Source organism: Bacillus sp. FSL R10-2780, assembly GCF_038006125.1.
GTDB lineage: Bacteria > Bacillota > Bacilli > Bacillales > Bacillaceae_G > Bacillus_A > Bacillus_A cereus_U.
This window is the reverse complement of sequence record NZ_JBBOUQ010000001.1, coordinates 2,792,169-2,815,495: the sequence shown is the minus strand read 5'-3', so window position 1 is coordinate 2,815,495 and position 23,327 is coordinate 2,792,169. Positions and strand designations below refer to the sequence as shown.

Here is a 23,327-nt window from a genome sequence, read left to right as displayed (position 1 = left end):
TTATAAGCCTCGTAATAAGGCACTATCACAATTACTAAAAGTTAAAGAATAGGCAATGATTTAGGACTAAATCTCGAAAGTTGTATTTAATATGATTAAGAATAAAAAATTCTAAATTTTTTTTTATGCTAGAATATTGATGAAATATAGCGAATGATGTTAGGATAATGGTGTGAAATGTGTGGAATCTTTCGTATTTTATCCAAGAAAGTAACTTTTTATTTACGCTTTCATAAAAAAATATACTGAGATTCCGTATAACCTTATCTTTTCAGAATGAAAATGTTTAGATATGGGAAGCAACTTTTATTGATTTGTCAGAGCATAAGGGGGAAAGAGCATGATTACATTACAACGTACACCGTTATTTGATGTATACGCGAAGTATGGTGGGAAAACAATCGACTTCGGTGGTTGGGAATTACCAGTTCAATTTTCAAGCATTAAAGAAGAGCATGAAGCTGTACGTACAGAAGCAGGTTTGTTCGATGTATCTCATATGGGAGAAGTAGAGGTAAAGGGTGTAGATAGTTTAGCATTTTTACAACGTGTTGTTACAAATGACGTATCTACCTTAAAGGTAGGAGGCGCACAATATACAGCTATGTGCTATGAAAATGGCGGCACAGTAGATGATTTATTAATCTACAAACGTGGTGAAGAAGACTATTTATTAGTAATCAATGCATCAAATATCGAGAAAGATTACGAATGGTTAGCAAGTCATGTAATTGGCGATGCAAAGGTAGTCAATGTTTCTAGTGAAGTTGCGCAACTTGCAATTCAAGGACCAAAAGCACAAGACATTTTACAAAAAGTTGTGTCAGAAGATTTGAAAGAAATTAAGTTCTTTAAATTTAAAAACGATATTCTTGTAGATGGAATTCCTGCACTTGTATCTCGTACAGGTTATACAGGTGAAGATGGATTCGAAATTTACTGTAAGAGTGAAGATGCTGCAAAACTTTGGGTGAAACTTCTTGAAGTTGGAGAAGAAGATGGGTTAAAACCATGTGGCTTAGGTGCTCGTGATACACTTCGCTTCGAAGCAACACTTCCGTTATACGGACAAGAGTTATCAAAAGATATTACACCGATTGAAGCGGGAATTGGCTTTGCGGTAAAACCAAATAAAGAAGCAGATTTCTTTGGGAAAGAAACGTTAAAAGAGCAAAAGGAAAACGGTGCATCTCGTAAATTAGTCGGCATCGAAGTAATCGAACGCGGTATTCCTCGTACGCATTACCCTGTATTTATAGGAGAAGAAAAAATCGGGGAAGTAACGAGTGGTACACAATCTCCAACGTTAAAGAAAAGCATTGGTTTAGCACTAATTGATGTGAAATACGCAACAGTTGATACAGAAGTAGAAATTGAAATTCGTAATAAACGCGTCAAAGCAGTAGTTGTTCCAACACCATTTTATAAACGTTCAAAGTAACGGGGAGAGGGGTAGATTTCATGTTGCATCGTTATCTTCCAATGACAGAAGAAGACAAAAAAGAAATGTTACAAACAATCGGCGTTCAGACGATTGATGATTTATTCTCTGATATTCCAGAGAGTGTTCGTTTTAAAGGGGATTTAAAAATTAAAGAAGCAAAATCAGAGCCAGAGCTTTTAAAAGAGCTATCTCAAATGGCTAGCAAAAATGCGAACTTAAAAGAATACGCTTCTTTCTTAGGAGCAGGTGTATACGATCATTACGCTCCAGTAATTGTTGATCATGTAATTTCTCGTTCAGAATTTTATACAGCTTACACACCATACCAACCAGAAATTTCACAAGGGGAATTACAAGCAATTTTTGAGTTCCAAACAATGATTTGTGAATTAACAGGAATGGATGTAGCGAACTCTTCTATGTATGACGGAGGTACAGCATTAGCTGAAGCGGCAATGTTAGCAGCTGGTCATACTCGCAAAAAGAAAATTCTTGTGTCTAATGCAGTTCATCCAGAATCAAGAGCGGTACTTGAAACATATGCAAAAGGTCAAAATCTTGAAGTTGTTGAAATTGATCATAAAAACGGTGTAACAGATTTAGACGTATTACAAAGTGAAGTAGATGATACAGTTGCTTGCGTAATCGTTCAATATCCAAACTTCTTCGGACAAGTTGAAAAGTTAGCTGATATCGAAAAAATCGTTCATCAACAAAAATCATTATTTATCGTTTCTTCAAATCCATTATCATTAGGCGCATTAACACCACCAGGAAAATTTGGTGCTGATATTGTAATCGGTGATGCACAGCCATTTGGTATCCCAACGCAGTTTGGTGGACCTCATTGTGGTTACTTTGCAACAACGAAAGCATTTATGCGTAAAATTCCAGGACGTCTTGTCGGACAAACTGTAGATTCAGATGGTAAACGTGGATTTGTATTAACGTTACAAGCACGTGAACAGCATATTCGCCGTGATAAAGCGACGTCTAACATTTGTTCAAACCAAGCGTTAAATGCATTAGCAGCATCAGTTGCAATGACTGCACTTGGAAAACAAGGTGTGAAAGAAATGGCACGTCAAAATATTTCTAAAGCACAATATGCAAAGCGTCAATTCGAAGCGAAAGGCTTCACTGTAACGTTCGCTGGACCATTCTTTAATGAATTTGTTGTAGATTGCAAACGTCCAGTTAAAGAAATAAATGATGTATTAATACAAAAGAATATTATCGGTGGTTACGACCTAGGCCGTGATTATAAAGAGCATGAAAATCATATGCTTGTAGCAGTAACAGAGCTTCGTACAAAAGAGGAAATTGACACACTTGTAAACGAAATGGGGGCTATCCAATGAAGAACCAAGACCAAGCACTTATTTTTGAAGTGACTAAAGAAGGACGCGTAGGATATAGCTTACCCAAATTAGATGTAGAAGAAGTAAAATTAGAAGATGTATTTGAGAGCGATTATATTCGCGTTGAAGATGCAGAGCTTCCAGAAGTATCTGAACTTGATATTATGCGCCATTACACAGCGCTTTCAAACCGTAACCACGGCGTTGATTCTGGATTCTACCCACTTGGATCTTGTACGATGAAATATAATCCGAAAATTAATGAAAACGTAGCTCGCTTCGCAGGCTTTGCAAATATTCATCCACTTCAAGATGAAAAAACAGTGCAAGGTGCAATGGAATTAATGTACGACTTACAAGAACATTTAATTGAAATTACAGGTATGGATACTGTTACGTTACAACCAGCAGCTGGTGCACACGGAGAATGGACAGGTTTAATGTTGATTCGTGCATACCATGAAGCAAATGGTGACTTTAACCGTACGAAAGTAATTGTTCCTGACTCTGCTCATGGAACAAACCCGGCGTCTGCAACAGTAGCTGGTTTTGAAACAATTACGGTGAAATCAAATGAACATGGTCTTGTTGACTTAGATGATTTAAAACGTGTTGTAAACGAAGAAACAGCAGCACTTATGTTAACAAATCCAAATACATTAGGCCTATTCGAAGAAAATATTTTAGAAATGGCAGAAATCGTCCATAACGCAGGCGGTAAATTATACTATGATGGTGCAAACTTAAATGCTGTATTAAGCCAAGCACGCCCAGGAGATATGGGATTTGACGTTGTGCATTTAAACCTTCATAAAACATTTACAGGTCCGCATGGCGGCGGTGGCCCAGGTTCTGGTCCAGTAGGTGTGAAAGCTGATTTAATTCCGTACTTACCAAAACCGATTTTAGAGAAAACGGAAAATGGCTATCACTTCAACTATGATCGTCCAGAAGCAATTGGGCGTGTGAAACCATTCTATGGTAACTTCGGAATTAACGTTCGTGCATACACATATATTCGTTCTATGGGTCCAGATGGACTACGTGCAGTAACTGAGTATGCTGTATTAAATGCGAACTATATGATGAGAAGATTAGCACCATTCTATGATCTTCCGTTCGATAGACATTGCAAGCATGAATTTGTATTGTCAGGTCGTCGTCAAAAGAAACTTGGTGTACGTACATTAGATATTGCAAAACGTCTGCTTGATTTCGGTTACCATCCACCAACAATTTACTTCCCATTAAATGTGGAAGAATGTATTATGATTGAGCCAACAGAAACAGAATCAAAAGAAACATTAGATGGTTTCATTGATAAGATGATTCAAATTGCTAAAGAGGTAGAAGAAAATCCAGAAGTTGTACAAGAAGCACCACATACAACGGTAATAAAACGTTTAGATGAAACATTGGCTGCTCGTAAACCAGTTTTACGTTATGAAAAGCTAGCACCTGTACAAGTGTGATTGGAAAAAAAAGAACTCGCTACATGCGGGTTCTTTTTTTTTTGCAACATTGGTGCGGCTAGAATGAAAAAATGTTGAAAATTTATATTTTTTGTTTCATATTGCTGTAAAGATGCGGTTTTATAGGTGATTTTGTTGAAAAAGTCGGTTTGATAAAAGTATTTATTTTTGTTAGAATTTTATTGAAATTAAGAAGATGTGATGAGGTAGAAATTACTCATTTTTATGTATATGTGAAAAAACGAGCAAGGCGGGGGTGGAAGCGTGGGATATAGATGTTATAGAATGGTATACCATCTAGAAAATGGAGAAACAATTAAAGATGTAAAAGAATTTTGTTACAGAGACCAAGGAAAAGTGTTAGAAAGAGTAGCGCACCGTGTAATGGATAATAGAGAAGTGACAGCGATTGATAAACAAGGAACAATCATTTCAATAGCGTGTGAGGACATTGTAAAGGTAGAACTTGATTACATAACAGAAAGTTAACCTTGAGTCATATCGAATTATTCGATACAATATACTGTTGAATGGTGAAGAGAGAAGAGAGGAGTTTATCATGGATAATACAAGACACTTTTATATGTTTATTTTAGCGTTTGTTCTTGTTGTGGCGTTAACGATTTATTTAATTGTTGATAGCAGCTGGTACAATACAGTTCATCCAGCATTCCTTCTTTTTATGTATGTAGGAATTGCGGTTGTTAGTTTCGGAATGAGAGACGAAATGTTAGATCGCTTTGAAAAGTGATACATATACGAAAGACCAACAGGAAAATGTTGGTCTTTTTTTCTTGCCAAAATTAGGATGTTTTGTATATACTGTGTATATAAGGTATATACAGTATATACACACTGGAGGAAAACATGAATATTATTATTTCGAATTCGTCCCAAGACCCTATTTATGTGCAAATAAGGAAACAATTAAGCCAGCTTATTTTAAATGGTGGTTTGAAGGGTGGAGACCAATTACCGTCTATTCGTAGCTTAGCGAAGGAATTACAAATTAGTGTAATTACAACGAAGCGTGCGTACGAGGAGCTTGAAAAAGAAGGATATATAGAAACTGTTGCTGGGAAGGGCACTTATGTTTCACGTAAAAATAATGAACTATTAAAAGAACAGCGGCTACGTCTATTGGAAAGTAAAGCGGAAGAGATTGTGAATGAAAGTAAAGTGTTGCAGCTTTCACTGGAAGATTTGCAACAGATGATTGCGTGTTTATACGAGGGGGAATAAGAGATGTTAGAGCTAAAAAACGTTTGTAAAACTTATCAAGATTTCTCAGTGAAAAATGTAAGTTTTACATTGCCACGTGGATATATTATGGGATTTATCGGACCGAATGGAGCTGGGAAAAGTACGACGATCAAAATGATTATGAATTTAATCAGAAAAGAGAGCGGTGATATAAAAATTTTTGGTAAGGACAATAAGAAAGCCGAAAAGGAAATAAAACAAAATATTGGTTTTGTATATGATGAAAATCATTATTACGAAGATTTAACGTGTGAGCAAATGAAACGGATTATTGCACCGTTATATAAAAAGTGGGACGAAAAGCAGTATCAATCGTATATGCAGAGATTACAAGTTCCAAAGTATAAAAAGATTAAAGAGTTATCCAAGGGGATGAAAATGAAATTTGCAATTGCAATCGCACTTTCACACCATGCGGAATTCATTATTATGGATGAACCAACAGCAGGATTAGATCCAGTTGTTCGAAGTGAATTACTTGATATGCTGCAAGAAATTGTAATGGAAGATGAAGTATCTGTCTTATTTTCCACACACATTACAACAGACTTAGAACGCATCGCAGATTACATTACGTTCATCAATGATGGAGAAATTATATTTACTGGTGAGAAAGATGAATTAATGGAGAACTACGTAATCGTAAAGGGAAGCAATGATTTATTAGATCGAGAAGGAAAAGAACTATTTGTTGGATTACGAAAAAATAAATTTGGCTTTGAAGGTTTAGCAGAGGATAAACAAGCAATTGTAGACTGGTTTGGAAATGAGATTGTACTAGAAAAGCCTACATTAGATGACATCATCGTTTACACTGCGAAAGGGAGAGGTGCTTATGCGTCAGCTCGTATATAAAGATTTGTTCTTTTTTCGGGGGATATGGTTAGTGTATCTTACTATACCTTTTATATTCTTTTTATTTGAACATGGTGATGGAATGCTGTTTCCTATGAGTTGTTTATTTATAACTCTTTCCTCAGTTACGATATTAGTCGTAATAGATGAACGAAATACAAGTGACATTATTATTAATAGTTTACCGTTAAGTAAAAAGGATATCATAATTGCTAGATATATTTCCAGTGCAATATTTATTGTAGGTGGTATGTTCTCCACTATGTTGTTTGCTTTTCTTATAAGAGGTATCGCTGTTATTGGTGATATCGGTGCATATCATCCTAATCTATACATTGAAGTTCCATGGTATGGAGTAGTAAATGGGGTTGTTTACGCCGTATTTTTGGTTGTCACCTTTTTCCCTAGTTATTATGGTACAAAATCGAAGGTAGTAAGAAGTATAGTATCAGCAGCATCAATAGGAGTGGGGGGAATACTTTGGATATTTATTAGTGATGGGCTGAATGAAACAGCACCTTCATTCATTGAGTGGATTATGAATCCATTACATCTTGGCATATTTATAGTTGGATTAATTACACTAGCTAGTATATATATCGCCTCTATGTTTCTTACAATTAAAATTTACGGAGCACGTGATTTATAGAGAGGAGAATTCATATGCAACAGTTGATTTTGAAGGAGTTTTTCTTACAGAAGAAGATGTTTCCTTTCTATTTTTTAATACCTATTTTATCTATTTTTAGAAATTCCGTAGAACCAATGGGGATTGCAATAGGATTATTTATAACATGTAGTACGATTATATATATTTCTTTTTATTATGAAGAGAAAAGTAAAACAGAAAAAGTATTAGTGAGTTTGCCTATAACAAGAAAAGAGATAGTTATAGCTAAATATATTGCAACCACATTATTTATTATAGCCGGTCTGAGTACAACTTTTATAGTCGTAATATTAGGAAACATTTTATTGAACAGAGATATAGTTATTCCTGGATATGCAATATTTTCAGCAATAGTAGCAACTTTGATTTATTGTGTAGTAACGATACCTACTAATTACATTGGAGGATATAAAGCTACTACTGTCTTGAATGTGATTATGATTTTTCCTTTAATGGGTATGATTGGCCTTATGTGCAATGTTTTTGGTGATAAAACAATCATGCTAAAAGTACTTCACTCTGAAGATGCTATATTATCAATGAGTGTTCTTGGTATCGGATTGTTAGTAAGTATAGTCATATCCATGTTGCTCTCAATGAAAATGTTTCAGGAGACAGAGTTATAGAAGGGGCATTTTCATATTAGGAGGTGCAATAAATGATCAAGCAACTAGTCTTAAAAGATATGATGTTGCAAAGAAAGTTAGGGTTTGCTTATCTTATATGTTTGTTTTTCCTTGCTATTGTTGATTTTCGTAGTGATAGTTTTCTGACGACATTTAGCATGTTTATACCTGTTCTTGGAATGATGCTGTCAATGAGTTATGAGAATAAAAATAAAAGTGAAATGCTAGTAAATAGTCTTCCATTTCAACGAAAAGAAATTGTCATAGCAAAATACATATTTGTAAGCATTTTAGTTGTTTTAGGTGGGATTTTCTCACTTGTGGTTGGTTTAATTCAGTTACAAAATGAACATATAACTGGATTTATGCTATGGGGAGCGATTCTTGGAGGAATAACAGGTGGCTTTGTTTATAGCATAATCGTACTTCCGATTGAATTTTCAGTAGGGTATAGCAGTGCCAAACAAATTGCTCCTTTTATCGGAATTGCATTTGGGTATTTAAGTGGACTGATTGTAAGTAACGTATGGTTAGGTGTAGAAAATGCTTGGAACACTAGTATATTCATAAATATTTGTTTTATAGCAGGGCTGCTTCTTTTATATATCATGTCTATGTTACTCTCAATTAATTTGTATAATGAGCGTGATTTGTGAGGGGGGAGAATAGCTTTGAAACAACTAATTTTAAAAGATTTCATCGTCCAATGGAAATTTTTAATTTGGTACATACTGTATCCTATTTTCTTTTATATGGCTTTAACCGATACGAAAAATTTATTCATAATTATGTCAGTCATTTTTACAGTTATGGCAACCGTTAAAACATTTAATGAGGATAGTAAAAATGAGAGTGAAGTTATATTAAATAGTTTACCAATATTGAAAAAAGAAATTGTATTTGCAAAGTATATAGTAGCAATTATTATTCTTTTCATAAGCGTAACGATTGGTTGTTTCACGATGGGAATGAAGAATGGAGCTAATGTATTTGAATTTATTGAAACGACAGTGGTTGCTAGTATTAGCTTTATTTTAGTATATTTAAGCTTTGTTTTACCGATATCATTTTGGCTAGGGTATAAAAAAACTGTTTTTATTACGATATTCATATTTATAGCACCGATTGTTATTTTAGAGACGTTCTTTCAAATCAACCTGGAACAAATTCAATTATATAATAGCTTATTATTCGGGGGTTCAATATGCATGTTCATAGCATCTGTCTTCGTTTCAGTAAAAGTATATGAAAAAAGAGAATTTTAAAAGGTGCCTCATGAAAGGCACCTTCTTCAATAATGACAATATGAAAGCAGCAGTTTATAAACAGAAACGCTATTCGGCAAATCTTTCGGAGTATGTAATATAAAGCTGAAAACGATGATGAGAATGAGAAAGAGAAAAAATAAAAATAGGATCTGCTTATGTATAGAATTTTGCATAGGATCCACTCCTTTTTTAGGTAGTATGTCCAAAAGAAAGGAGGGTATGAAAATTTTAGGAGGGAGAATGATGAAAAAAAGAAAATGGTTGTATAGAATAGGGGTACTTTTATGCTCAATTGGTCTCATATTAGCAAATTTTTATTCGGATATACCACCGCTATTTCCTAGTTTGCATAAAGGGATTGGTATGAGTGTTGTCATAGTTGGTCTGCTTTGTCTTATCGTATCAAATTTCTATAGAAAATCTAAATAGACAGAAAAAAGGACAGTTACTCTTTTTCAGAAGAACTGTCCTTTTTAAACAACTTATTCCATAGTTTGGTAATACTCCATATAATGATGATTGCAATGGAGGCAATAATTGACCAAACGATAGATGCAATTTCAAGTGCCATGTTAGGAAGGAATGTAAGAATGGATATTACTCTATGAAACAACCAGTCTATTATATGAAAACTTATTTGTAATAGAATGACGATCCCGAGTGTAATCCATGCTAACATTTGTTTTCCTTTTTCTTTCCACATGACATTCACCTCACGTTAGCCTAATAATTTTAAGCCAACAGCGCCGCATAGAATGCAGCTTAAGAAGGCAAGGCGGCGCCAATCCGCTGATTCACGGAAAATAAGAATACCGAGAAGTGCACTTCCGGCAGTTCCGATTCCAGTCCAAATTGCATAAGCAGTTCCCATCGGTAATGTATTCATTGCAAGGGATAAGAAGAAGAAGCTTACGCCGAAGTTAGCGATTAAAATAACTTTTGGTGCCCAGCCCTTCTTTTCAGTGGCTACTTTCATAAAGAGTACACCAACAATTTCACAAATACCAGCTAGAATTAAAAATACCCAAGCCATTTTATGCGGCCTCCTTCGCTTCTTTTTCTTCTGTTACTCGTTTTAAACCAATTACTCCGAAGAAGATTAAACCGATTAATAAAACTTTTACGATAGAGAAAGGTTCTCCGAAGATGAAAATCTCTGTCAGAACGATTCCACCAGCTCCAATTCCTGTAAAGACTGCGTATACAGTGCCGACAGGTAAATCTTTATAAGCTCTAAATAATAAGATGAAACTAATTGTAATTAATAGAGCAACACCAGCCCACTCAAGTGGTGCCTCCGCTTTTTTAAGTCCAATAACCCAAAAGATCTCAATAATACCAGCTATGATTACATAAATCCATGCCATATGTCATTTCTCCTTCCTACCAGTCGTTAGGTAAAGGGCTTAAAAACGACGCATTGCAAAGGAGCAATCCGTCAGTTTGAAAGTCCGCGCCAAAATACTTTCCAAGAAGCTTCTAAACGGGTCTCAAAACGATTTAAACCTGCGTATAGTAGTTCAACCATAAGGCCGTCAAGTAAGCATAAAAAAGCCTCCAAAGCGTCTTTTACTTCAATGTTATGCAGTTCATCTTGTTCGCTTGCTCTTTTAAACACAGGGAATAAAAGTTTTCCGACATTTTCAATGTGTACATTCGCTTTATCAATAATTTGTTCGCGAAATGCATCCGGCGGAAAATAAGAAGTTCGTAACCAAAACATTGATTCTTCACTTTCACCAAATCGTTTTGCATAGCCTTTTAACAAATTTAAGAGCAATTCTTCAGTAGACGATTTTGAAAAATTTTCGATATCGTCTGTGAAGCTTTGCAAATCTTTTTGAAGAGCGGATTCCAAGCATGTAAAATATAGCTCTTCTTTTCCTTTAAAGTGTGCGTAAATCGATGGTTTTTTAATCCCAACTTCTTGAGCAATATTTGCTAATGAAGTTCCTTCGTAGCCGTAGCGCGCGAAATGAGAAAGTGCTACAGATTTAATGCGGTTTGCTGTCATTTTCATCCCCTACCTACCGTTCGTTAGGTTAATTATATGAGATGAAAAATATAAAGTCAATAGGCGGAGAACTAAAAAAAGAGCGCTATAGTTAACGCTCCTTTTTTAGACTGTTTCTCGCTCAATTAAATGGAACGAAAGTTCTTCTGTGCTGCCGATAATTTGCTCGCTTTGAATTTGTTTATGGAATAAAGAAAAGGCATGTGATCCCATTGTGAGCCCGGGATGTTCAATAGTTGAAATTTCTAATGCTTTTGAAATTTCATGGTTATCAAATCCCAGGATAGCGAGGTCTTCAGGTATGCGAATGCCATGTTTTTTTGCCTCTGTTAATAAACCAGCAGCAACTTGATCGTTCGCTGTGAAAATAGCGGTTGGGCGATTTTTCATGTTTAAAATACGGTGAAGTATTTTTGCCCCGTCCTGCATCGTATAACATTGATGAAAAATCCAATCAGGGTGAACGGTTTTTCCTTCGTGACGAAGGGTATCGGCGAAAGCTTTTTCACGCTCGATTGAATTAACACTTGTTTTTCTTGCTAAACAAATGCCGATTTTTTCATGACCCTTACTGAGTAAATAGGAAGTACCGAGACGGAAGCCCTCATAATGATCTACATAGACAGATGAAATGAGAGGATGGTTCATTTTTTCACATGAAATAATAGGGGCAAATTTTGCGAACGGTTCAATTTGTTCCCATGAACTCGTGCGAGAGCAAATAATCATCCCGTCAAATTGCTTCATTTTCATCATTTCAAGAACGCGAATTTCTTCAATACTATCGTAATTCGTTTGGCATAAATTAATATGATATCCAGCTGCTAACGCTTCGTTTCCGATTCCTTCAATGATCGTGCTAAAGTACGGAACATTAATGAAAGGTAGCATAACGCCAATCGTATATGTTTTACCTTTTATTAAATGGATAGCATTTATATTTTTTGCATAGTTCAATTCTTCAACTGCATCTAAAACACGCTTACGCTTTTCTTCTTTTACGTAAGGATGATTATTAAGGACACGGGAAACCGTTGATATGGATACACCAGCAGTTTTTGCAATTTGTTTTATATTGGCCATATGTATCACCTCTTTACTTAATTATAAGGGGAAAATAATAAGAATGAAAAAATCTTGACCTGAAAAGCTTTTCACAATCTATGTTATAAGCATGACTTCTGTTATTCGCGTAACCTTTTTATTTGGGCGTAAGAATAGCGGGGTCTTTTTTGTATGTCTGCAAAGAATTTTTGTCAAAATGTGTGAGAATAACGTGGAAAGTTTTCGGAGGAAGCGTTTGATAACGAAGCGAATAGAAGAGAGTATAAACGCTTCGCTCGTTAAGAGAGCGGTATGAAAGGGCGGAAACAAATTGAAAAAAGGCATCATTTGTTTCGTGTTTTCTAGTGTAATACTTAGCTCATGTTCATTTCAGCAAACGATGCAAGAAGAAAAAACATTTGTAGGAACAACAGGAGGGGCTAAGGACCGTGTTACTGATCCGATTCCGCTAAAGGAACTTCCAAAATATTTTCCGGCGAAGTTTAAAGTTCCAACGTTTTTACCTTATGACATTACGAGTGATGTGAAGGGAGAGGTAAGAACGATGGGAAAGAAGAATACTGTCTTAACGATTAAATATAAGCAACAAGAGAAAGGAAGGCACGATTATATAGAATTAACAGTGGCCAACTTTTCTTACAGTTTTCCATACCTCGTAGAAGAGAATCGATTTCAAGAACAAATGAAATTGAATAATGGAGCACCTGCTTATTTTAAAAATAAGGATGATTACGAGCGAGGGGACGAATTTGCTACGCTTATATGGAAAGAGAAGGGGATTGAATACCAGCTATTATATCGTAATGTAGATGAGAAAGATGAAGATGTGATTAAACAAAATCTACTGTACATTGCGAACAATATGGAATAAAAAAACTAGCTGTATCGTGCAGCTAGTTTTTTGTATGTTATTTCTTTTTAATTTTGCCTGACCAAGATTTAAATCCACCTTTTAATTGGTAGAAATCTGTGTAGCCCTGTTTTTTTAAGTATTGAGCTGCACGACCTGTACGGAAGCCACTTTGGCAATATAAATAAACCGGTTGATCTTGGCGAAGTTCTTTGTGGCGAAGGCGAATTTGTGATAATGGAATGTTACGCGCACCTAAAATATGACCCGCGTTAAATTCATCTGCTTCGCGAATATCGATAAGCTGTGCTTTACGGTAGCCAGCGCGAAATTCTTCTTCTGAAAGTGTTTTAATTAATTTTTTCTGATAGAAATACATCCATACAGTGTAGCCGATGAATGCTGCAATTGCGGCTAGTATAATAATCAAGTTTGTTGACACGATTCTATCGCTCCCTTTTTTCTTATCCTACTTTCAATATTATAATGCCCATATGTATTTATGCAACAGATTCATTTGTATATAAGAAGAAATTTCGTATTCTTTCACAAATTTTGTCGAATTTGGTAGACTAGAGAATGTGAAAAATAATTGGTTATATGAGGTGCAGGATGGGAAAAGAAAAATGGTGTTATATTAACTCTGGTCAATGTTCACCAGCATTTAATATGGCGTTAGATGAATGTTTATTAAATTGGCAAAGTGAAAAGAAAATGCCACCAACAATTCGTTTTTATGAATGGGAAGTACCAACATTAACAGTCGGGTATTTCCAGCGTGTTGAAAAAGATATAAATATGGATGTAGTTAACGAAAAGAAATATGGATTCGTTCGTCGTCAAACAGGCGGCAGGGGTGTACTACATGACAAAGAATTAACGTACAGTGTTATTGTGTCTGAAGATCATCCGGATATGCCAAAAACAGTTACAGAAGCATACCGCGTTATTTCGCAAGGCTTATTAGACGGTTTTAAGGCATTAGGATTAGAAGCGTATTATGCAGTTCCGAAAACAGAAGCGGATCGTGAGAATTTAAAAAATCCGCGTTCAGGAGTATGTTTTGATGCACCATCTTGGTATGAAATTGTAGTTGAAGGAAGAAAAATCGCAGGTAGTGCTCAAACACGTCAAAAAGGTGTTATCTTACAGCACGGTTCGATTCCGTTAGAAATAGATTTAGATGAGTTATACGATCTATTTTTATTCCCGAATGAACGTGTAAAAGAGCGTATGAAAAACATGTTTTCTTCTAAAGCAGTAGCGATTAATGAATTAACAGACCGTACATTTACGATTGAACAGTTAATTCAAGCGTTTGAAACTGGATTTGAAAAAGGTTTAGATATAGAGCTTGTGCCGTATGAACTAACAGAAGAACAGCTTCATGAAGTTCAAACTTTAGCAAAAGAGAAGTATGAAAGTAATGAATGGAATTATAAAAAATAAGGAGATGGCGACCGCCATCTCCTTGTTTTTTATAGTAAATTAAGTACTTTTTCTACTTTGATTCCTTTATCTTGTAAAGAACGAAGGCGATTTACAACGTCCATAATTTCTTTGTCGAATGTAACGCTAATACCTTGGCTTTGTAGCTCTTTTTTTAATCCTTCAATAGAATCATCTATGTCGATGCCAAGCTCGTAATCTTGACAAACTTCAATTGTCTTTTTCACAAGTTTAACATAATTTTCTTGTAGTTTTGTATTTGTTTCAGTCAAAGCAGGTTGCTTCGGTTTTACAGGAGTAACCGGTGCTGTCTCTTGCTTTGTAACTGGAGTAGGTACTGCTTTTTTCACAGGTGCTGGAGTAGATAGTTCTACAGCTGCTTCAACACTTACTGACTTCGGTGTTGGTACCGGTGTAGGCTTAGGTGCTACAGCAGGTGTTTCGCGCATAACAGGTTTAGGAGCGGGTGTAACTGCTTTAGGAGCCTCTACAACTACTTCTTTGTTCGGAGTAGCTTCTACAACTGTTTCTTCTTGCTCAGCAGCTTCTTTATTTTCTTTGCTCCACATAACGCGTTCAATTTCTAGAGAAACATTGTTCTTATTCATCGCTGTTAATGTAACTTTACCAACTTCCGCGTTCCCAGTGAAATCAACAATTTTATAAATAACACTCTTGTTCCAATCCACGTTTCCGCTCAAAAATAATTCTTCGTTACATTTCGGCGTTAAGCCCTCGATTTTAATTTCTGCGTTTACACCGTTTTCACTATATACCATAATTAGCGAAGCATTTACATCTTCGTCTGCTAACATTAGTTCACGTACCATTTTGCCGGTGCGTACTTGCGTTTTCTTCTTAACTGACATCAAATTTCTCCTCTCAAAAACTCAGTAATAATAAAAAAATCGTATAACGAAAAATAATTGCTCACGAAGATTTATGATACCGATAATAAAAGCATCACGTCAACAATTAACTTTAATTATTTTGCATTTTTCTTATTTTCTTTATGAAATTTTTCAATTTGTAAAATTATACAGAAGAAAAACAGCCGTTTGAAAGGCTGTTAAAATTTAGATGTTTTATATAAAAATTTATATAGAATGTAAAAAGAAAGTGTAATAAGGGCACCTTGCCAAATTGATAAATTATAAAATAAGTACGGCTGTGTTTTAAAAAATACGTTTGAAAAGACTGATAAGACAAAAGGTATGAACACTGATAGTATGAGGAGTACTTTTTGTTGCCAAGATACTAGTATTGTAAAAGAAAAACGTCTGAATAACGAAAAAGTTATGAAAGAACCAATTGTTAAAACGATAGCAGATAATATTGTTCCGGGAATACTAAATGGAATTCCTAAGTGATTTGTATCTGTAAATAGTTTTTGCATAAGAGTAGTAAATGTATCGTATCCAATTTGAATAGCTAACAATAAACTAACTGCAAACCCAATAACGGCGGCTTGTTGGAAAGAATTTTGATGTTCTGAAGAGTTAATTAATTCATCACAGTAAGCTTTTAAATCTTCTCCGAAAATATCATGTGCATTTTTATCATCTTCTTGTGCTTCTAAAAGATGGTCTAATATCTCTAATAGCAGTTCTTCCATTTGCTTTTGCGGAACGCTAGTAAAGCGTAAATAAATAAGCATATCAACATAAGCAGCTTCGTTTTCAGGTGTTAATAATTTTCTTTTTTCATTGTTTAACTTAACCATTTCTTTTTCGGTCATAACCTCATTACTCCTTTTTAAATTCTAAGTATTCTTTTTTGAAGACAAGTTTATATAGTGCATAGCAAGAGATGGCAAGTAAAGCGCCAATCCAAGGTGAAATTTGCAAAGTAGTATAGGGCTTTTTTATAAATAAAAAGGAAATACTGATTAATAGTATCCATAGGCTATGGCGTATTAAAAAGCTTCCTATTTGCCTCCAAATAGTTGTTGTGTTTTTAAATAAATCGGTGTGAATAAAATCGAAGAAAAAACGTATAATCAGATGCACGGACATTATAAGTGCAAGCAGATAAATGAAATCAATGTGTACAAATTTAAAACGTGCTTCATTTGAAAATAAGGGTAATACAAATGCAATTACGGACGAAATAGCAAAGTATATTGCTAACAGGTAACTAGTTATAAACAAAGGAATCGATAATTGTTCCCATAAACTTTGCTTCGGTAGGGCAGCGATTAGCTCGTCACAGTACGCCTGTAAGTCGTCACCAAAAATATCATAAGCACTTTTTTCTTCTTGTTGAGCTTCAATAAGGTGATCTAGAATTTCAATTAGCAGTTCTTCTGCTTGGTATTCTGGCACTTTAGCTAAGCGGATGTATACTAGCATATCGCCATAAGTAGATTCGTTTTCAGGTATTAGAAGTTTGCGTTTTCTGTTGTTTAGTTCTATCATATCTTTCGCCTTCATCCCTATCACTCCCCTTGTAATAAGTTGTTTACCGTCGTTGAAACCATCCCCCAGCTTTTTTTAAATTCTTCAAGCTGTTCTAATCCCTTATCAGTTACGTGATAATATTTTCGCTTCGGTCCAAGAGAGGAAGCCTTTAATGTACCTTCAATAAGTTTCTCTTTTTGCATGCGTAACAATAAAGGATAGATGCTTCCTTCACTTACGAATGTAAAGCCGTATTTATTTAATTTTGTACTTAGTTCATACCCGTACACTTCTTCTTGTGAAATGATATATAGAATGCAACCTTCTAGTACACCTTTTAACATTTGGCTGTGCATGATTTCACCACCTTTTATCCAGGTAACTTGCCTTGCAAGGTAGCTGTTATCCAAATTATAACATCTGGTAACTTGCTTTACAAGTTACTGAAGTGGAAAACTTTAATCTGTGTTAATTTTTCTTTGCTTCCCATACTAACGAGAGGAGGGAAGCATATGAAACCATTTATGCCAAAACTCGTTTACTTTGAACCGAGGGCACTCGAATATCCGCTTGGAAAAGAGCTTTATGAGAAGTTTACGAAGATGGGATTAGAAATTCGTGAAACGACATCACACAATCAAATTAGAAATTTGCCAGGCGAAAATGAATTGCAAAAGTATCGTAATGCAAAAGCGACACTTGTCGTTGGGGTGAGGAAGACGTTAAAGTTCGATACATCAAAACCGTCAGCTGAATATGCAATCCCGCTTGCAACAGGATGTATGGGGCATTGTCATTATTGTTATTTGCAAACGACACTTGGGAGTAAACCTTACGTTCGCGTGTATGTGAATCTAGATGAAATATTTGAGAAGGCAAAGCAATATATGGATGAAAGGGCCCCTGAAATAACAAGATTTGAAGCGGCGTGTACATCAGACATCGTTGGAATTGATCATTTAACACATGCATTAAAGCGGGCGATAGAGTTTATCGGAGAAAGTGAACATGGACGTTTACGTTTCGTTACGAAATATTCGCACGTTGATCATTTATTAGATGCAAAGCATAATGGGAAAACGCGTTTTCGATTTAGCATTAATTCACGTTATGTGATTAAAAATTTTGAACCGGGAACGTCGCTATTTGAAGAGCGAATTGAGGCTGCTCGTAAAGTAGCGGGGGCTAATTATCCGCTTGGCTTTATTGTTGCGCCAATTTATATGCATGAAGGGTGGGAAGAAGGATACCGAGAATTATTTGAGCGATTGTACAATGCGTTGAAAGATATGGTGATACCAAATTTAACGTTCGAATTAATTCAGCATCGCTTTACGAAACCGGCAAAAAAGGTCATTCAAGAGCGTTATCCAAATACAAAGCTTGAAATGGATGAAGAGAAGCGTAAATATAAATGGGGACGATACGGGATTGGGAAATATGTATATCAAAAGGATGATGCAGAAGTATTGGAAGAAACAATAAGAGGTTATATATATGAGTATTTTCCTGATGCAGAAATTCAATATTTTACATAAGGGGAACCTGTATTCTTTTTTGTTTTATATATTTAGGCTCGTTTCCACCTTGTCACGTTATTCTTTCTGGTGTATCATTTTATTGATTGCTTCGTACGGAATAAGCAAAATGAAATTGGATGGAGGAAACCGATGCCTACCCCTAGTATGGAAGATTATATTGAACAAATTTATTTGTTGATTGATGAAAAGGGTTATGCCCGTGTATCTGATATTGCTGAAGCGCTTAGTGTACATCCATCCTCTGTAACAAAAATGGTACAAAAATTAGACAAAGACGAATATCTAATTTATGAAAAATATAGAGGGCTTGTATTAACATCAAAAGGTAAAAAAATCGGAGAACGTCTCGTATATCGTCATGAATTGTTAGAACAGTTTATGCGCATTATCGGTGTGGATGAAAGTAAAATTTATAATGATGTAGAAGGAATTGAACATCATTTAAGTTGGGAATCAATTGACCGTATCGGTGATTTAGTACAATACTTTGAACAAGATGAAGTTCGAGTAGAAACACTTCGTGGTGTTCAAAAAGCAAATGAAGAGAAAAGTAATTAAGGGGAACGTGTGGCGTTTCCTTTTTTATTTCAATCGAAAAGGACGGGAGAATAATGAAAGCAATTATTTTTGATTTTGATGGATTAATTGTGGACACAGAAACAATATGGTTTCACTCTTTCAGAGATGCTGTTCGTGAATACGGCGGCGAGTTACCTTTAGAGGAATTTGCAAAATGTATTGGAACGACAGATGAAGTGCTTTATGCATATTTAAAAGAGCAATTAAAAGAAAAATTTAACGAGCATGCATTAAAGGGAAAAGTAACAACTTTACATAAAGAGAAAATGAAAATACCAAAAGCGCGTGACGGGGTAAAAGAATATTTAGAAGAAGCGAAAGAACTTGGATTGAAAATCGCATTAGCCTCTAGTTCATCTAGGGAGTGGGTCGTTCGTTTTTTAGAAGAGCTACAAATTAGAGATTATTTTGAAGTGATTAAAACGCGAGAAAATGTAGAGAAGGTAAAACCAGATCCAGCTCTTTATAAAGTTACGATAGAAGAATTAGGAATTGAACCATCAGAAGCTGTTGTATTTGAAGATTCATTAAATGGATTGAAAGCAGCGGTGGCAGCAGGATTAAAGTGTGTCGTCGTGCCTAATGATGTGACAAGAAATTTGCAATTTGAAAACCATCACCTTCGTATCGAAAGTATGAAAGAGAAAAGTTTGAAAGAAGTGCTTCAACATATAAAGTGAAACTTTAATCAGTAGGGTTTTTCGCATCTTCCACTGATTATTAGCCCCGCACCAACCGGGGGAAAAAAAGACCGTATTTCCTAAAAGGAAGCACGGTCTTTCTTTTTGTTTTTTTTACCTTCAATGACAGTTAAATGAGATTGTTTTCTTTTTCTTTTCAACGATGGAGAATTACCCTTTTTCCCCTTGTCATCAGAAGCATTTCGTTTCAAGAAAGAATTGCTTAGGGGTGCTACATTTTGTTTCCCGTGTTTGCGGTTCGATTGTTTCGCTGCACGCTTATATGAGCTTTGCGAATTTGCAGAACCACTAGAGTTTGTAAACATTTTGTAGAGTAAGTAAAAGATACCGACGACAGCCAACATGATACCAATGTTTTTCAATACTTCCATTGGATTTGTAATGACAGATGAAACAAGGCCGAATATTGCTAATCCGATAATAAGCACAAATATAGCGAATGTAAACGAACGACCGTTCATAAGGGACACCTCCTAAAAACATATATTAAAATTAGTATATTAACGATGAGGAAAGGAGTTGAACACCATTTTTAAATAATTATTGTTTGTTTTCTAAACGTAATAATTCTTCAAACGATGCGATTGCAACTTCCGCTTGATCATCTGTTGGTTCTTTCGTTGTTAATAGTTGCAGCCATAACCCTGGATATCCAAGTACTCGCAAAACAGGGACATCTCGTAATCGATTGGTAAATTGTAATACTTCAAAAGAAATACCGAGAACAACTGGAATTAATAAAATTCGGTTTACTACCCTTGCCCAAAGCGGATCTGTAGGGACGAGGAAATAGACAAACATTCCAATAATGACCGTAAATATAATAAAGCTACTGCCACAGCGATAATGGAGGCGAGTTTGCTTTTGAACATTTTCTACAGTCAGTGGAAGATTATTCTCATAAGCATTGATTACTTTATGTTCCGCACCGTGGTACTGAAATACCCGCTTAATAAGTGGGGTTAAAGAAATGAAGTATATATAGCTCAATAATAGCATGAGCTTAATGACACTTTCGACAATGATTTGCCCTGTATGAGATGGGAAAATCGGTCTCGTTAATTCAGCTAAAAGTGCAGGAACTGCTGTGAAAATTACTTTACCGAATATGAACGATAAAACGCCAACTGCTGCAACTCCTAATACCATCGTTAATTTTGATTGTTCTTCTTTTTTATTTGCAAATTGTTCATCATCTTCGGGGTGGACATCAAATCGTTCTGAAGCAAAGTTTAAATGTTTCGCTCCATTCGCACTTGCATCCACAATAGCGGCAATACCTCGTAAAAATGGAATCTTCTTTAGTAGAGACAATGCTTTATTACGAACGCGTGGTAAACGATAAAATTCAATCGATTTATCTTTACGACGAACCGCTGTAACAGTATATTCTCTACCGCCAAACATAACTCCTTCTATGACTGCCTGCCCGCCATATATTTGTTTTGACTCTTCTGCCATGTTAACACCAACCTGTATTTGTTTCTCTCTTATGTAGAAAAAGAGGCAATTGTCATACTTGGTTCTGTCATCTTGAAATAAGACAATCACCGAGTTTCCTTTATTTTATCGACAAATACAGGTAGATGACAAGTGAAAATGTTACGAGAGTCGGACATTTCTTATTCTTTTTATAGACAAATTTTGCAGGATTTAAACATGCTTCAAAATAGTTTCGGGCATACTATTGAGCGGAGGTGTCAATGTGAATCAAGAACAATCAACAATAAGAAACTTTGTACAAATTGGTTTATTTGGTGGATTATTTTGGGGAGGGATATGGTATTTCCTTCATATATTCTCATTTACAGAAGCTGGCCCTAACTATTTACTTTTACCGTTTGCATTTGGAGATTGGAAAGAAGGGGTTTGGGGAAATGTACTAGGTATCGTTTGTATGGGACTTCTTTCAATTTTAGTGGCATTTCTCTATAAAGCTCTTTTTAAAAAGTTTGAAGGAGTATTACCTGGCGTACTATACGGTTTGTTTTGGTGGGCATTATTATTTTTGGGGATGGGGCTAATGGCACCTGTTATTAAAAGTGCACTCCATTTACCGAAAGAAACAATTGTAACGACAATATGTATCTTTATATTATATGGTGTTTTTATTTCGTATTCTGTAGCATTCGAATCGAATAATACGAATAGAGGAGAAGGGGCCGAGAAGACAAACTATTCAAACAAGTGATTCCTATGTTAAAATGTCGTATAGACATTCTTTAATATTAAGGGGTTTTAAGAAAATGAAAAAGTTACTCCTCGTAAACGGTCCGAACCTAAATCGCCTTGGCGTTAGGGAAGTAAATGTATACGGAAAAGGAACGTTAGCGACGCTTGAAGCAGATATGAAACAAGAAGCAGAAAAAATGGGAGTGGAATTAGAATGTTTCCAATCGAATCATGAAGGTGCTCTTATTGACATCATTCATGAGGCTGAAGATATATATGAAGGGATCATTTTAAATCCTGGAGCATTTACGCATTATAGCTACGCGATTCGGGATGCTATCGCAAGCGTGTCGATTCCAGTTATTGAAGTACATATTTCTAACATTCACGGGCGTGAGTCGTTTCGTCATGAATCTGTGACAGCGGCTGTTTGTGCGGGACAAATTGTTGGATTTGGTTTTTATGGCTATAAGCTAGCGCTATTTGCATTAATGGAGAAATTGAGGGAGGCATAAAGTAATGGAAAAGATCGAGAGATTAAGAAGTGCGTTTGATGAGGCTGGTATTGACGGTATCGTATTAACGAATGAACATAGCCGTAGATATATGGCGAATTTCACAGGAACAGCTGGTGTTGTACTAATTTCAAAAGAGCGTGCTCTATTTATTACAGATTTCCGTTATGTAGAGCAAGCTAGTAAGCAAGCGGCTGGATACGAAATAGTGCAGCATGCAGGATTAATTCTTGATGAAGTTGCGAAACAAGTTAAAGAACTTGGAATTCAAAAGCTAGGCTTTGAGCAAGATACTCTTACATATAGCTCTTACGTAACGCATAATGAAGCGATCGAAGCTGAATTCATCCCAACTTCTGGGCTTGTAGAAAAGTTACGCTTGATAAAGACTGATTCAGAGATTAAGATATTAAAGGAAGCTGCACAGATTGCAGATGCTGCCTTTGAGCATATTCTATCATTCATTCGCCCGGGAGTATCTGAAATTGAAGTGTCAAATGAACTTGAATTTTTCATGAGAAAACAAGGAGCAACATCTTCTTCGTTTGATATTATCGTTGCTTCAGGTCTTCGTTCGGCATTACCGCACGGCGTGGCATCTGAAAAAGTGATAGAAAAAGGAGATTTCGTCACATTAGACTTCGGCGCTTATTACAAAGGATATTGCTCTGATATTACTCGTACGATTGCAGTCGGTGAACCATCTGATAAATTAAAAGAAATTTATAATATCGTTTTAGAAGCACAACTACGTGGTGTGAACGGTATTAAAGCTGGTTTAACGGGTCGTGAGGCTGATGCATTAACGCGTGATTACATAACGGAAAAAGGATATGGTGAATACTTCGGACACTCTACTGGTCATGGAATCGGTCTTGAAATCCATGAAGCACCAGGTTTAGCGTTCCGTTCTGATACAGTACTTGAACCAGGTATGGCTGTAACAGTAGAACCAGGTATTTATATTCCAGGTGTTGGCGGGGTACGTATTGAAGATGATATCATTGTAACAAGTGAAGGTAATGAAGTAATAACGAAATCACCAAAAGAACTTATTATTTTGTAATACACAGGAGGATTTTT

32 protein-coding genes are annotated in these 23,327 nt (G+C 35.6%); 20 read left to right on the top strand and 12 right to left on the bottom strand.

The features are described 5' to 3' along the window. Window positions 1–340: 340 nt before the first annotated feature. The 12 genes from gcvT (at window position 341) to NSQ47_RS14620 (ending at window position 9,388) form a co-directional block, all read left to right on the top strand. Window positions 341–1,441, top strand: coding sequence for a glycine cleavage system aminomethyltransferase GcvT (gene gcvT / locus NSQ47_RS14675; protein ID WP_002111803.1), 1,101 nt, complete (start codon window positions 341–343; stop codon window positions 1,439–1,441). Between the two features lie 20 nt (window positions 1,442–1,461). Next, window positions 1,462–2,805 (top strand): aminomethyl-transferring glycine dehydrogenase subunit 1, encoded by a 1,344-nt coding sequence (gcvPA, locus tag NSQ47_RS14670; RefSeq protein ID WP_341037223.1) that lies wholly within the window; start codon window positions 1,462–1,464, stop codon window positions 2,803–2,805. Next, the gene (gcvPB, locus tag NSQ47_RS14665; protein WP_002122485.1) at window positions 2,802–4,277 is read left to right on the top strand and encodes an aminomethyl-transferring glycine dehydrogenase subunit 2; all 1,476 of its coding nucleotides are present in this window, start codon (window positions 2,802–2,804) and stop codon (window positions 4,275–4,277) included. Before gcvPA ends, gcvPB begins: the two co-directional genes overlap by 4 nt. A 285-nt stretch (window positions 4,278–4,562) precedes the next feature. Then, the gene (locus tag NSQ47_RS14660) at window positions 4,563–4,766 is read left to right on the top strand and encodes a DUF3929 family protein (protein WP_000262495.1); all 204 of its coding nucleotides are present in this window, start codon (window positions 4,563–4,565) and stop codon (window positions 4,764–4,766) included. Between the two features lie 70 nt (window positions 4,767–4,836). Then, window positions 4,837–5,028, top strand: coding sequence for a hypothetical protein (locus tag NSQ47_RS14655; RefSeq protein WP_002160499.1), 192 nt, complete (start codon window positions 4,837–4,839; stop codon window positions 5,026–5,028). A gap of 116 nt (window positions 5,029–5,144) precedes the next feature. Further along, window positions 5,145–5,519, top strand: a complete 375-nt coding sequence (locus NSQ47_RS14650) for a GntR family transcriptional regulator (protein WP_078172820.1) — start codon at window positions 5,145–5,147, stop codon at window positions 5,517–5,519. A 3-nt stretch (window positions 5,520–5,522) separates the two neighbouring features. Beyond that, window positions 5,523–6,395, top strand: coding sequence for an ABC transporter ATP-binding protein (locus NSQ47_RS14645; protein WP_341037221.1), 873 nt, complete (start codon window positions 5,523–5,525; stop codon window positions 6,393–6,395). Then, the gene (locus tag NSQ47_RS14640) at window positions 6,376–7,044 is read left to right on the top strand and encodes an ABC-2 transporter permease (RefSeq protein WP_131230510.1); all 669 of its coding nucleotides are present in this window, start codon (window positions 6,376–6,378) and stop codon (window positions 7,042–7,044) included. The genes NSQ47_RS14645 and NSQ47_RS14640 overlap by 20 nt, the downstream gene beginning before the upstream one ends. A gap of 14 nt (window positions 7,045–7,058) precedes the next feature. After that, window positions 7,059–7,691: an ABC-2 transporter permease gene (locus NSQ47_RS14635; protein ID WP_131230512.1), complete on the top strand. Its 633-nt coding sequence runs from the start codon at window positions 7,059–7,061 to the stop codon at window positions 7,689–7,691. 32 nt (window positions 7,692–7,723) lie between these two features. Continuing rightward, a complete protein-coding gene (locus NSQ47_RS14630; protein ID WP_131230514.1) occupies window positions 7,724–8,347 on the top strand; it encodes an ABC-2 transporter permease in 624 nt (207 codons plus the stop codon). Between the two features lie 15 nt (window positions 8,348–8,362). Then, the gene (locus NSQ47_RS14625) at window positions 8,363–8,956 is read left to right on the top strand and encodes an ABC-2 transporter permease (protein WP_078180999.1); all 594 of its coding nucleotides are present in this window, start codon (window positions 8,363–8,365) and stop codon (window positions 8,954–8,956) included. A gap of 246 nt (window positions 8,957–9,202) precedes the next feature. Next, window positions 9,203–9,388: a hypothetical protein gene (locus tag NSQ47_RS14620; RefSeq protein ID WP_002160506.1), complete on the top strand. Its 186-nt coding sequence runs from the start codon at window positions 9,203–9,205 to the stop codon at window positions 9,386–9,388. Window positions 9,389–9,404: 16 nt separating this feature from the next. On the opposite strand, the gene NSQ47_RS14615 is transcribed toward NSQ47_RS14620, so the two are convergent. The 5 genes from NSQ47_RS14615 to NSQ47_RS14595 form a co-directional block, all read right to left on the bottom strand. Continuing rightward, window positions 9,405–9,662 (bottom strand): DUF3975 family protein, encoded by a 258-nt coding sequence (locus NSQ47_RS14615; protein WP_016106140.1) that lies wholly within the window; start codon window positions 9,660–9,662, stop codon window positions 9,405–9,407. A 15-nt stretch (window positions 9,663–9,677) separates the two neighbouring features. Further along, the gene (locus NSQ47_RS14610; RefSeq protein WP_002015033.1) at window positions 9,678–9,992 is read right to left on the bottom strand and encodes a DMT family transporter; all 315 of its coding nucleotides are present in this window, start codon (window positions 9,990–9,992) and stop codon (window positions 9,678–9,680) included. Between the two features lies 1 nt (window position 9,993). Continuing rightward, window positions 9,994–10,326 (bottom strand): DMT family transporter, encoded by a 333-nt coding sequence (locus NSQ47_RS14605; RefSeq protein ID WP_002160508.1) that lies wholly within the window; start codon window positions 10,324–10,326, stop codon window positions 9,994–9,996. A gap of 71 nt (window positions 10,327–10,397) precedes the next feature. After that, window positions 10,398–10,979, bottom strand: coding sequence for a TetR/AcrR family transcriptional regulator (locus NSQ47_RS14600; RefSeq protein WP_341037215.1), 582 nt, complete (start codon window positions 10,977–10,979; stop codon window positions 10,398–10,400). Window positions 10,980–11,078: 99 nt separating this feature from the next. Then, window positions 11,079–12,056, bottom strand: a complete 978-nt coding sequence (locus tag NSQ47_RS14595) for a LacI family DNA-binding transcriptional regulator (RefSeq protein WP_341037214.1) — start codon at window positions 12,054–12,056, stop codon at window positions 11,079–11,081. A gap of 316 nt (window positions 12,057–12,372) precedes the next feature. On the opposite strand from NSQ47_RS14595, the gene NSQ47_RS14590 reads away from it, so the two are divergent. Then, window positions 12,373–12,909 (top strand): DNA polymerase III subunit delta, encoded by a 537-nt coding sequence (locus tag NSQ47_RS14590; protein ID WP_341038239.1) that lies wholly within the window; start codon window positions 12,373–12,375, stop codon window positions 12,907–12,909. A gap of 37 nt (window positions 12,910–12,946) precedes the next feature. Here NSQ47_RS14590 and NSQ47_RS14585 read toward each other — a convergent pair whose 3' ends face one another. Continuing rightward, the gene (locus tag NSQ47_RS14585; protein ID WP_002034000.1) at window positions 12,947–13,330 is read right to left on the bottom strand and encodes a rhodanese-like domain-containing protein; all 384 of its coding nucleotides are present in this window, start codon (window positions 13,328–13,330) and stop codon (window positions 12,947–12,949) included. A 170-nt stretch (window positions 13,331–13,500) separates the two neighbouring features. Between NSQ47_RS14585 and NSQ47_RS14580 the strand changes: the two genes are divergently transcribed. Further along, window positions 13,501–14,337 (top strand): lipoate--protein ligase family protein, encoded by an 837-nt coding sequence (locus NSQ47_RS14580; protein ID WP_002145776.1) that lies wholly within the window; start codon window positions 13,501–13,503, stop codon window positions 14,335–14,337. Window positions 14,338–14,366: 29 nt separating this feature from the next. Here NSQ47_RS14580 and NSQ47_RS14575 read toward each other — a convergent pair whose 3' ends face one another. From NSQ47_RS14575 to NSQ47_RS14560, 4 genes are all read right to left on the bottom strand, one after another. After that, window positions 14,367–15,206: a hypothetical protein gene (locus tag NSQ47_RS14575; RefSeq protein ID WP_078180995.1), complete on the bottom strand. Its 840-nt coding sequence runs from the start codon at window positions 15,204–15,206 to the stop codon at window positions 14,367–14,369. 200 nt (window positions 15,207–15,406) lie between these two features. Then, window positions 15,407–16,075, bottom strand: coding sequence for a DUF1048 domain-containing protein (locus NSQ47_RS14570; RefSeq protein WP_341037213.1), 669 nt, complete (start codon window positions 16,073–16,075; stop codon window positions 15,407–15,409). 7 nt (window positions 16,076–16,082) lie between these two features. Continuing rightward, window positions 16,083–16,769 carry a DUF1129 family protein gene (locus NSQ47_RS14565; RefSeq protein ID WP_341037212.1) on the bottom strand — a complete coding sequence of 229 codons (687 nt, stop codon included), beginning with the start codon at window positions 16,767–16,769 and terminating at the stop codon, window positions 16,083–16,085. Window positions 16,770–16,774: 5 nt separating this feature from the next. Beyond that, window positions 16,775–17,092, bottom strand: coding sequence for a PadR family transcriptional regulator (locus NSQ47_RS14560; RefSeq protein ID WP_002160515.1), 318 nt, complete (start codon window positions 17,090–17,092; stop codon window positions 16,775–16,777). A 156-nt stretch (window positions 17,093–17,248) separates the two neighbouring features. Here NSQ47_RS14560 and splB point away from each other — a divergent pair, with 156 nt between their 5' ends. From splB to NSQ47_RS14545, 3 genes are all read left to right on the top strand, one after another. Continuing rightward, on the top strand, window positions 17,249–18,274 hold the full coding sequence (splB, locus tag NSQ47_RS14555; protein WP_215572033.1) for a spore photoproduct lyase: 1,026 nt from the start codon (window positions 17,249–17,251) through the stop codon (window positions 18,272–18,274). 132 nt (window positions 18,275–18,406) lie between these two features. Continuing rightward, window positions 18,407–18,835: a transcriptional regulator MntR gene (mntR, locus tag NSQ47_RS14550; RefSeq protein WP_001143080.1), complete on the top strand. Its 429-nt coding sequence runs from the start codon at window positions 18,407–18,409 to the stop codon at window positions 18,833–18,835. Between the two features lie 53 nt (window positions 18,836–18,888). Next, the gene (locus NSQ47_RS14545; protein ID WP_341037210.1) at window positions 18,889–19,536 is read left to right on the top strand and encodes an HAD family hydrolase; all 648 of its coding nucleotides are present in this window, start codon (window positions 18,889–18,891) and stop codon (window positions 19,534–19,536) included. Window positions 19,537–19,616: 80 nt separating this feature from the next. Here the strand turns inward: NSQ47_RS14545 and NSQ47_RS14540 are convergent, their stop codons facing one another. Both NSQ47_RS14540 and NSQ47_RS14535 read right to left on the bottom strand, forming a co-directional pair. Continuing rightward, entirely contained in the window at window positions 19,617–20,018 is a 402-nt protein-coding gene (locus tag NSQ47_RS14540) for an SA1362 family protein (RefSeq protein WP_002015046.1), read from the bottom strand. Between the two features lie 79 nt (window positions 20,019–20,097). Continuing rightward, window positions 20,098–21,018: a DUF1385 domain-containing protein gene (locus NSQ47_RS14535; protein WP_002160519.1), complete on the bottom strand. Its 921-nt coding sequence runs from the start codon at window positions 21,016–21,018 to the stop codon at window positions 20,098–20,100. Between the two features lie 244 nt (window positions 21,019–21,262). Between NSQ47_RS14535 and NSQ47_RS14530 the strand changes: the two genes are divergently transcribed. From NSQ47_RS14530 to pepQ, 3 genes are read left to right on the top strand one after another with little or no spacing between them, the layout of a single operon-like run. Continuing rightward, the gene (locus NSQ47_RS14530) at window positions 21,263–21,748 is read left to right on the top strand and encodes a YqhR family membrane protein (protein WP_016106130.1); all 486 of its coding nucleotides are present in this window, start codon (window positions 21,263–21,265) and stop codon (window positions 21,746–21,748) included. Between the two features lie 55 nt (window positions 21,749–21,803). Then, the gene (gene aroQ / locus NSQ47_RS14525; RefSeq protein ID WP_002160521.1) at window positions 21,804–22,244 is read left to right on the top strand and encodes a type II 3-dehydroquinate dehydratase; all 441 of its coding nucleotides are present in this window, start codon (window positions 21,804–21,806) and stop codon (window positions 22,242–22,244) included. Between the two features lie 4 nt (window positions 22,245–22,248). Next, on the top strand, window positions 22,249–23,310 hold the full coding sequence (gene pepQ, locus NSQ47_RS14520) for a Xaa-Pro dipeptidase (RefSeq protein WP_002160522.1): 1,062 nt from the start codon (window positions 22,249–22,251) through the stop codon (window positions 23,308–23,310). Window positions 23,311–23,327 lie beyond the last annotated feature (17 nt).

Bases quoted from the DNA above. Each gene is read 5' to 3' on its own strand.
- gcvT (WP_002111803.1), top strand. From the start codon at position 341: ATGATTACATTACAACGTACACCGTTATTTGATGTATACGCGAAGTAT.
- gcvPA (WP_341037223.1), top strand. From the start codon at position 1,462: ATGTTGCATCGTTATCTTCCAATGACAGAAGAAGACAAAAAAGAAATG.
- gcvPB (WP_002122485.1), top strand. From the start codon at position 2,802: ATGAAGAACCAAGACCAAGCACTTATTTTTGAAGTGACTAAAGAAGGA.
- NSQ47_RS14660 (WP_000262495.1), top strand. From the start codon at position 4,563: ATGGTATACCATCTAGAAAATGGAGAAACAATTAAAGATGTAAAAGAA.
- NSQ47_RS14655 (WP_002160499.1), top strand. From the start codon at position 4,837: ATGGATAATACAAGACACTTTTATATGTTTATTTTAGCGTTTGTTCTT.
- NSQ47_RS14650 (WP_078172820.1), top strand. From the start codon at position 5,145: ATGAATATTATTATTTCGAATTCGTCCCAAGACCCTATTTATGTGCAA.
- NSQ47_RS14645 (WP_341037221.1), top strand. From the start codon at position 5,523: ATGTTAGAGCTAAAAAACGTTTGTAAAACTTATCAAGATTTCTCAGTG.
- NSQ47_RS14640 (WP_131230510.1), top strand. From the start codon at position 6,376: ATGCGTCAGCTCGTATATAAAGATTTGTTCTTTTTTCGGGGGATATGG.
- NSQ47_RS14635 (WP_131230512.1), top strand. From the start codon at position 7,059: ATGCAACAGTTGATTTTGAAGGAGTTTTTCTTACAGAAGAAGATGTTT.
- NSQ47_RS14630 (WP_131230514.1), top strand. From the start codon at position 7,724: ATGATCAAGCAACTAGTCTTAAAAGATATGATGTTGCAAAGAAAGTTA.
- NSQ47_RS14620 (WP_002160506.1), top strand. From the start codon at position 9,203: ATGAAAAAAAGAAAATGGTTGTATAGAATAGGGGTACTTTTATGCTCA.
- NSQ47_RS14615 (WP_016106140.1), bottom strand. From the start codon at position 9,662: ATGTGGAAAGAAAAAGGAAAACAAATGTTAGCATGGATTACACTCGGG.
- NSQ47_RS14610 (WP_002015033.1), bottom strand. From the start codon at position 9,992: ATGGCTTGGGTATTTTTAATTCTAGCTGGTATTTGTGAAATTGTTGGT.
- NSQ47_RS14605 (WP_002160508.1), bottom strand. From the start codon at position 10,326: ATGGCATGGATTTATGTAATCATAGCTGGTATTATTGAGATCTTTTGG.
- NSQ47_RS14600 (WP_341037215.1), bottom strand. From the start codon at position 10,979: ATGAAAATGACAGCAAACCGCATTAAATCTGTAGCACTTTCTCATTTC.
- NSQ47_RS14595 (WP_341037214.1), bottom strand. From the start codon at position 12,056: ATGGCCAATATAAAACAAATTGCAAAAACTGCTGGTGTATCCATATCA.
- NSQ47_RS14580 (WP_002145776.1), top strand. From the start codon at position 13,501: ATGGGAAAAGAAAAATGGTGTTATATTAACTCTGGTCAATGTTCACCA.
- NSQ47_RS14575 (WP_078180995.1), bottom strand. From the start codon at position 15,206: ATGTCAGTTAAGAAGAAAACGCAAGTACGCACCGGCAAAATGGTACGT.
- NSQ47_RS14570 (WP_341037213.1), bottom strand. From the start codon at position 16,075: ATGACCGAAAAAGAAATGGTTAAGTTAAACAATGAAAAAAGAAAATTA.
- NSQ47_RS14565 (WP_341037212.1), bottom strand. From the start codon at position 16,769: ATGAAGGCGAAAGATATGATAGAACTAAACAACAGAAAACGCAAACTT.
- NSQ47_RS14560 (WP_002160515.1), bottom strand. From the start codon at position 17,092: ATGCACAGCCAAATGTTAAAAGGTGTACTAGAAGGTTGCATTCTATAT.
- splB (WP_215572033.1), top strand. From the start codon at position 17,249: ATGAAACCATTTATGCCAAAACTCGTTTACTTTGAACCGAGGGCACTC.
- mntR (WP_001143080.1), top strand. From the start codon at position 18,407: ATGCCTACCCCTAGTATGGAAGATTATATTGAACAAATTTATTTGTTG.
- NSQ47_RS14545 (WP_341037210.1), top strand. From the start codon at position 18,889: ATGAAAGCAATTATTTTTGATTTTGATGGATTAATTGTGGACACAGAA.
- NSQ47_RS14540 (WP_002015046.1), bottom strand. From the start codon at position 20,018: ATGAACGGTCGTTCGTTTACATTCGCTATATTTGTGCTTATTATCGGA.
- NSQ47_RS14535 (WP_002160519.1), bottom strand. From the start codon at position 21,018: ATGGCAGAAGAGTCAAAACAAATATATGGCGGGCAGGCAGTCATAGAA.
- aroQ (WP_002160521.1), top strand. From the start codon at position 21,804: ATGAAAAAGTTACTCCTCGTAAACGGTCCGAACCTAAATCGCCTTGGC.
- pepQ (WP_002160522.1), top strand. From the start codon at position 22,249: ATGGAAAAGATCGAGAGATTAAGAAGTGCGTTTGATGAGGCTGGTATT.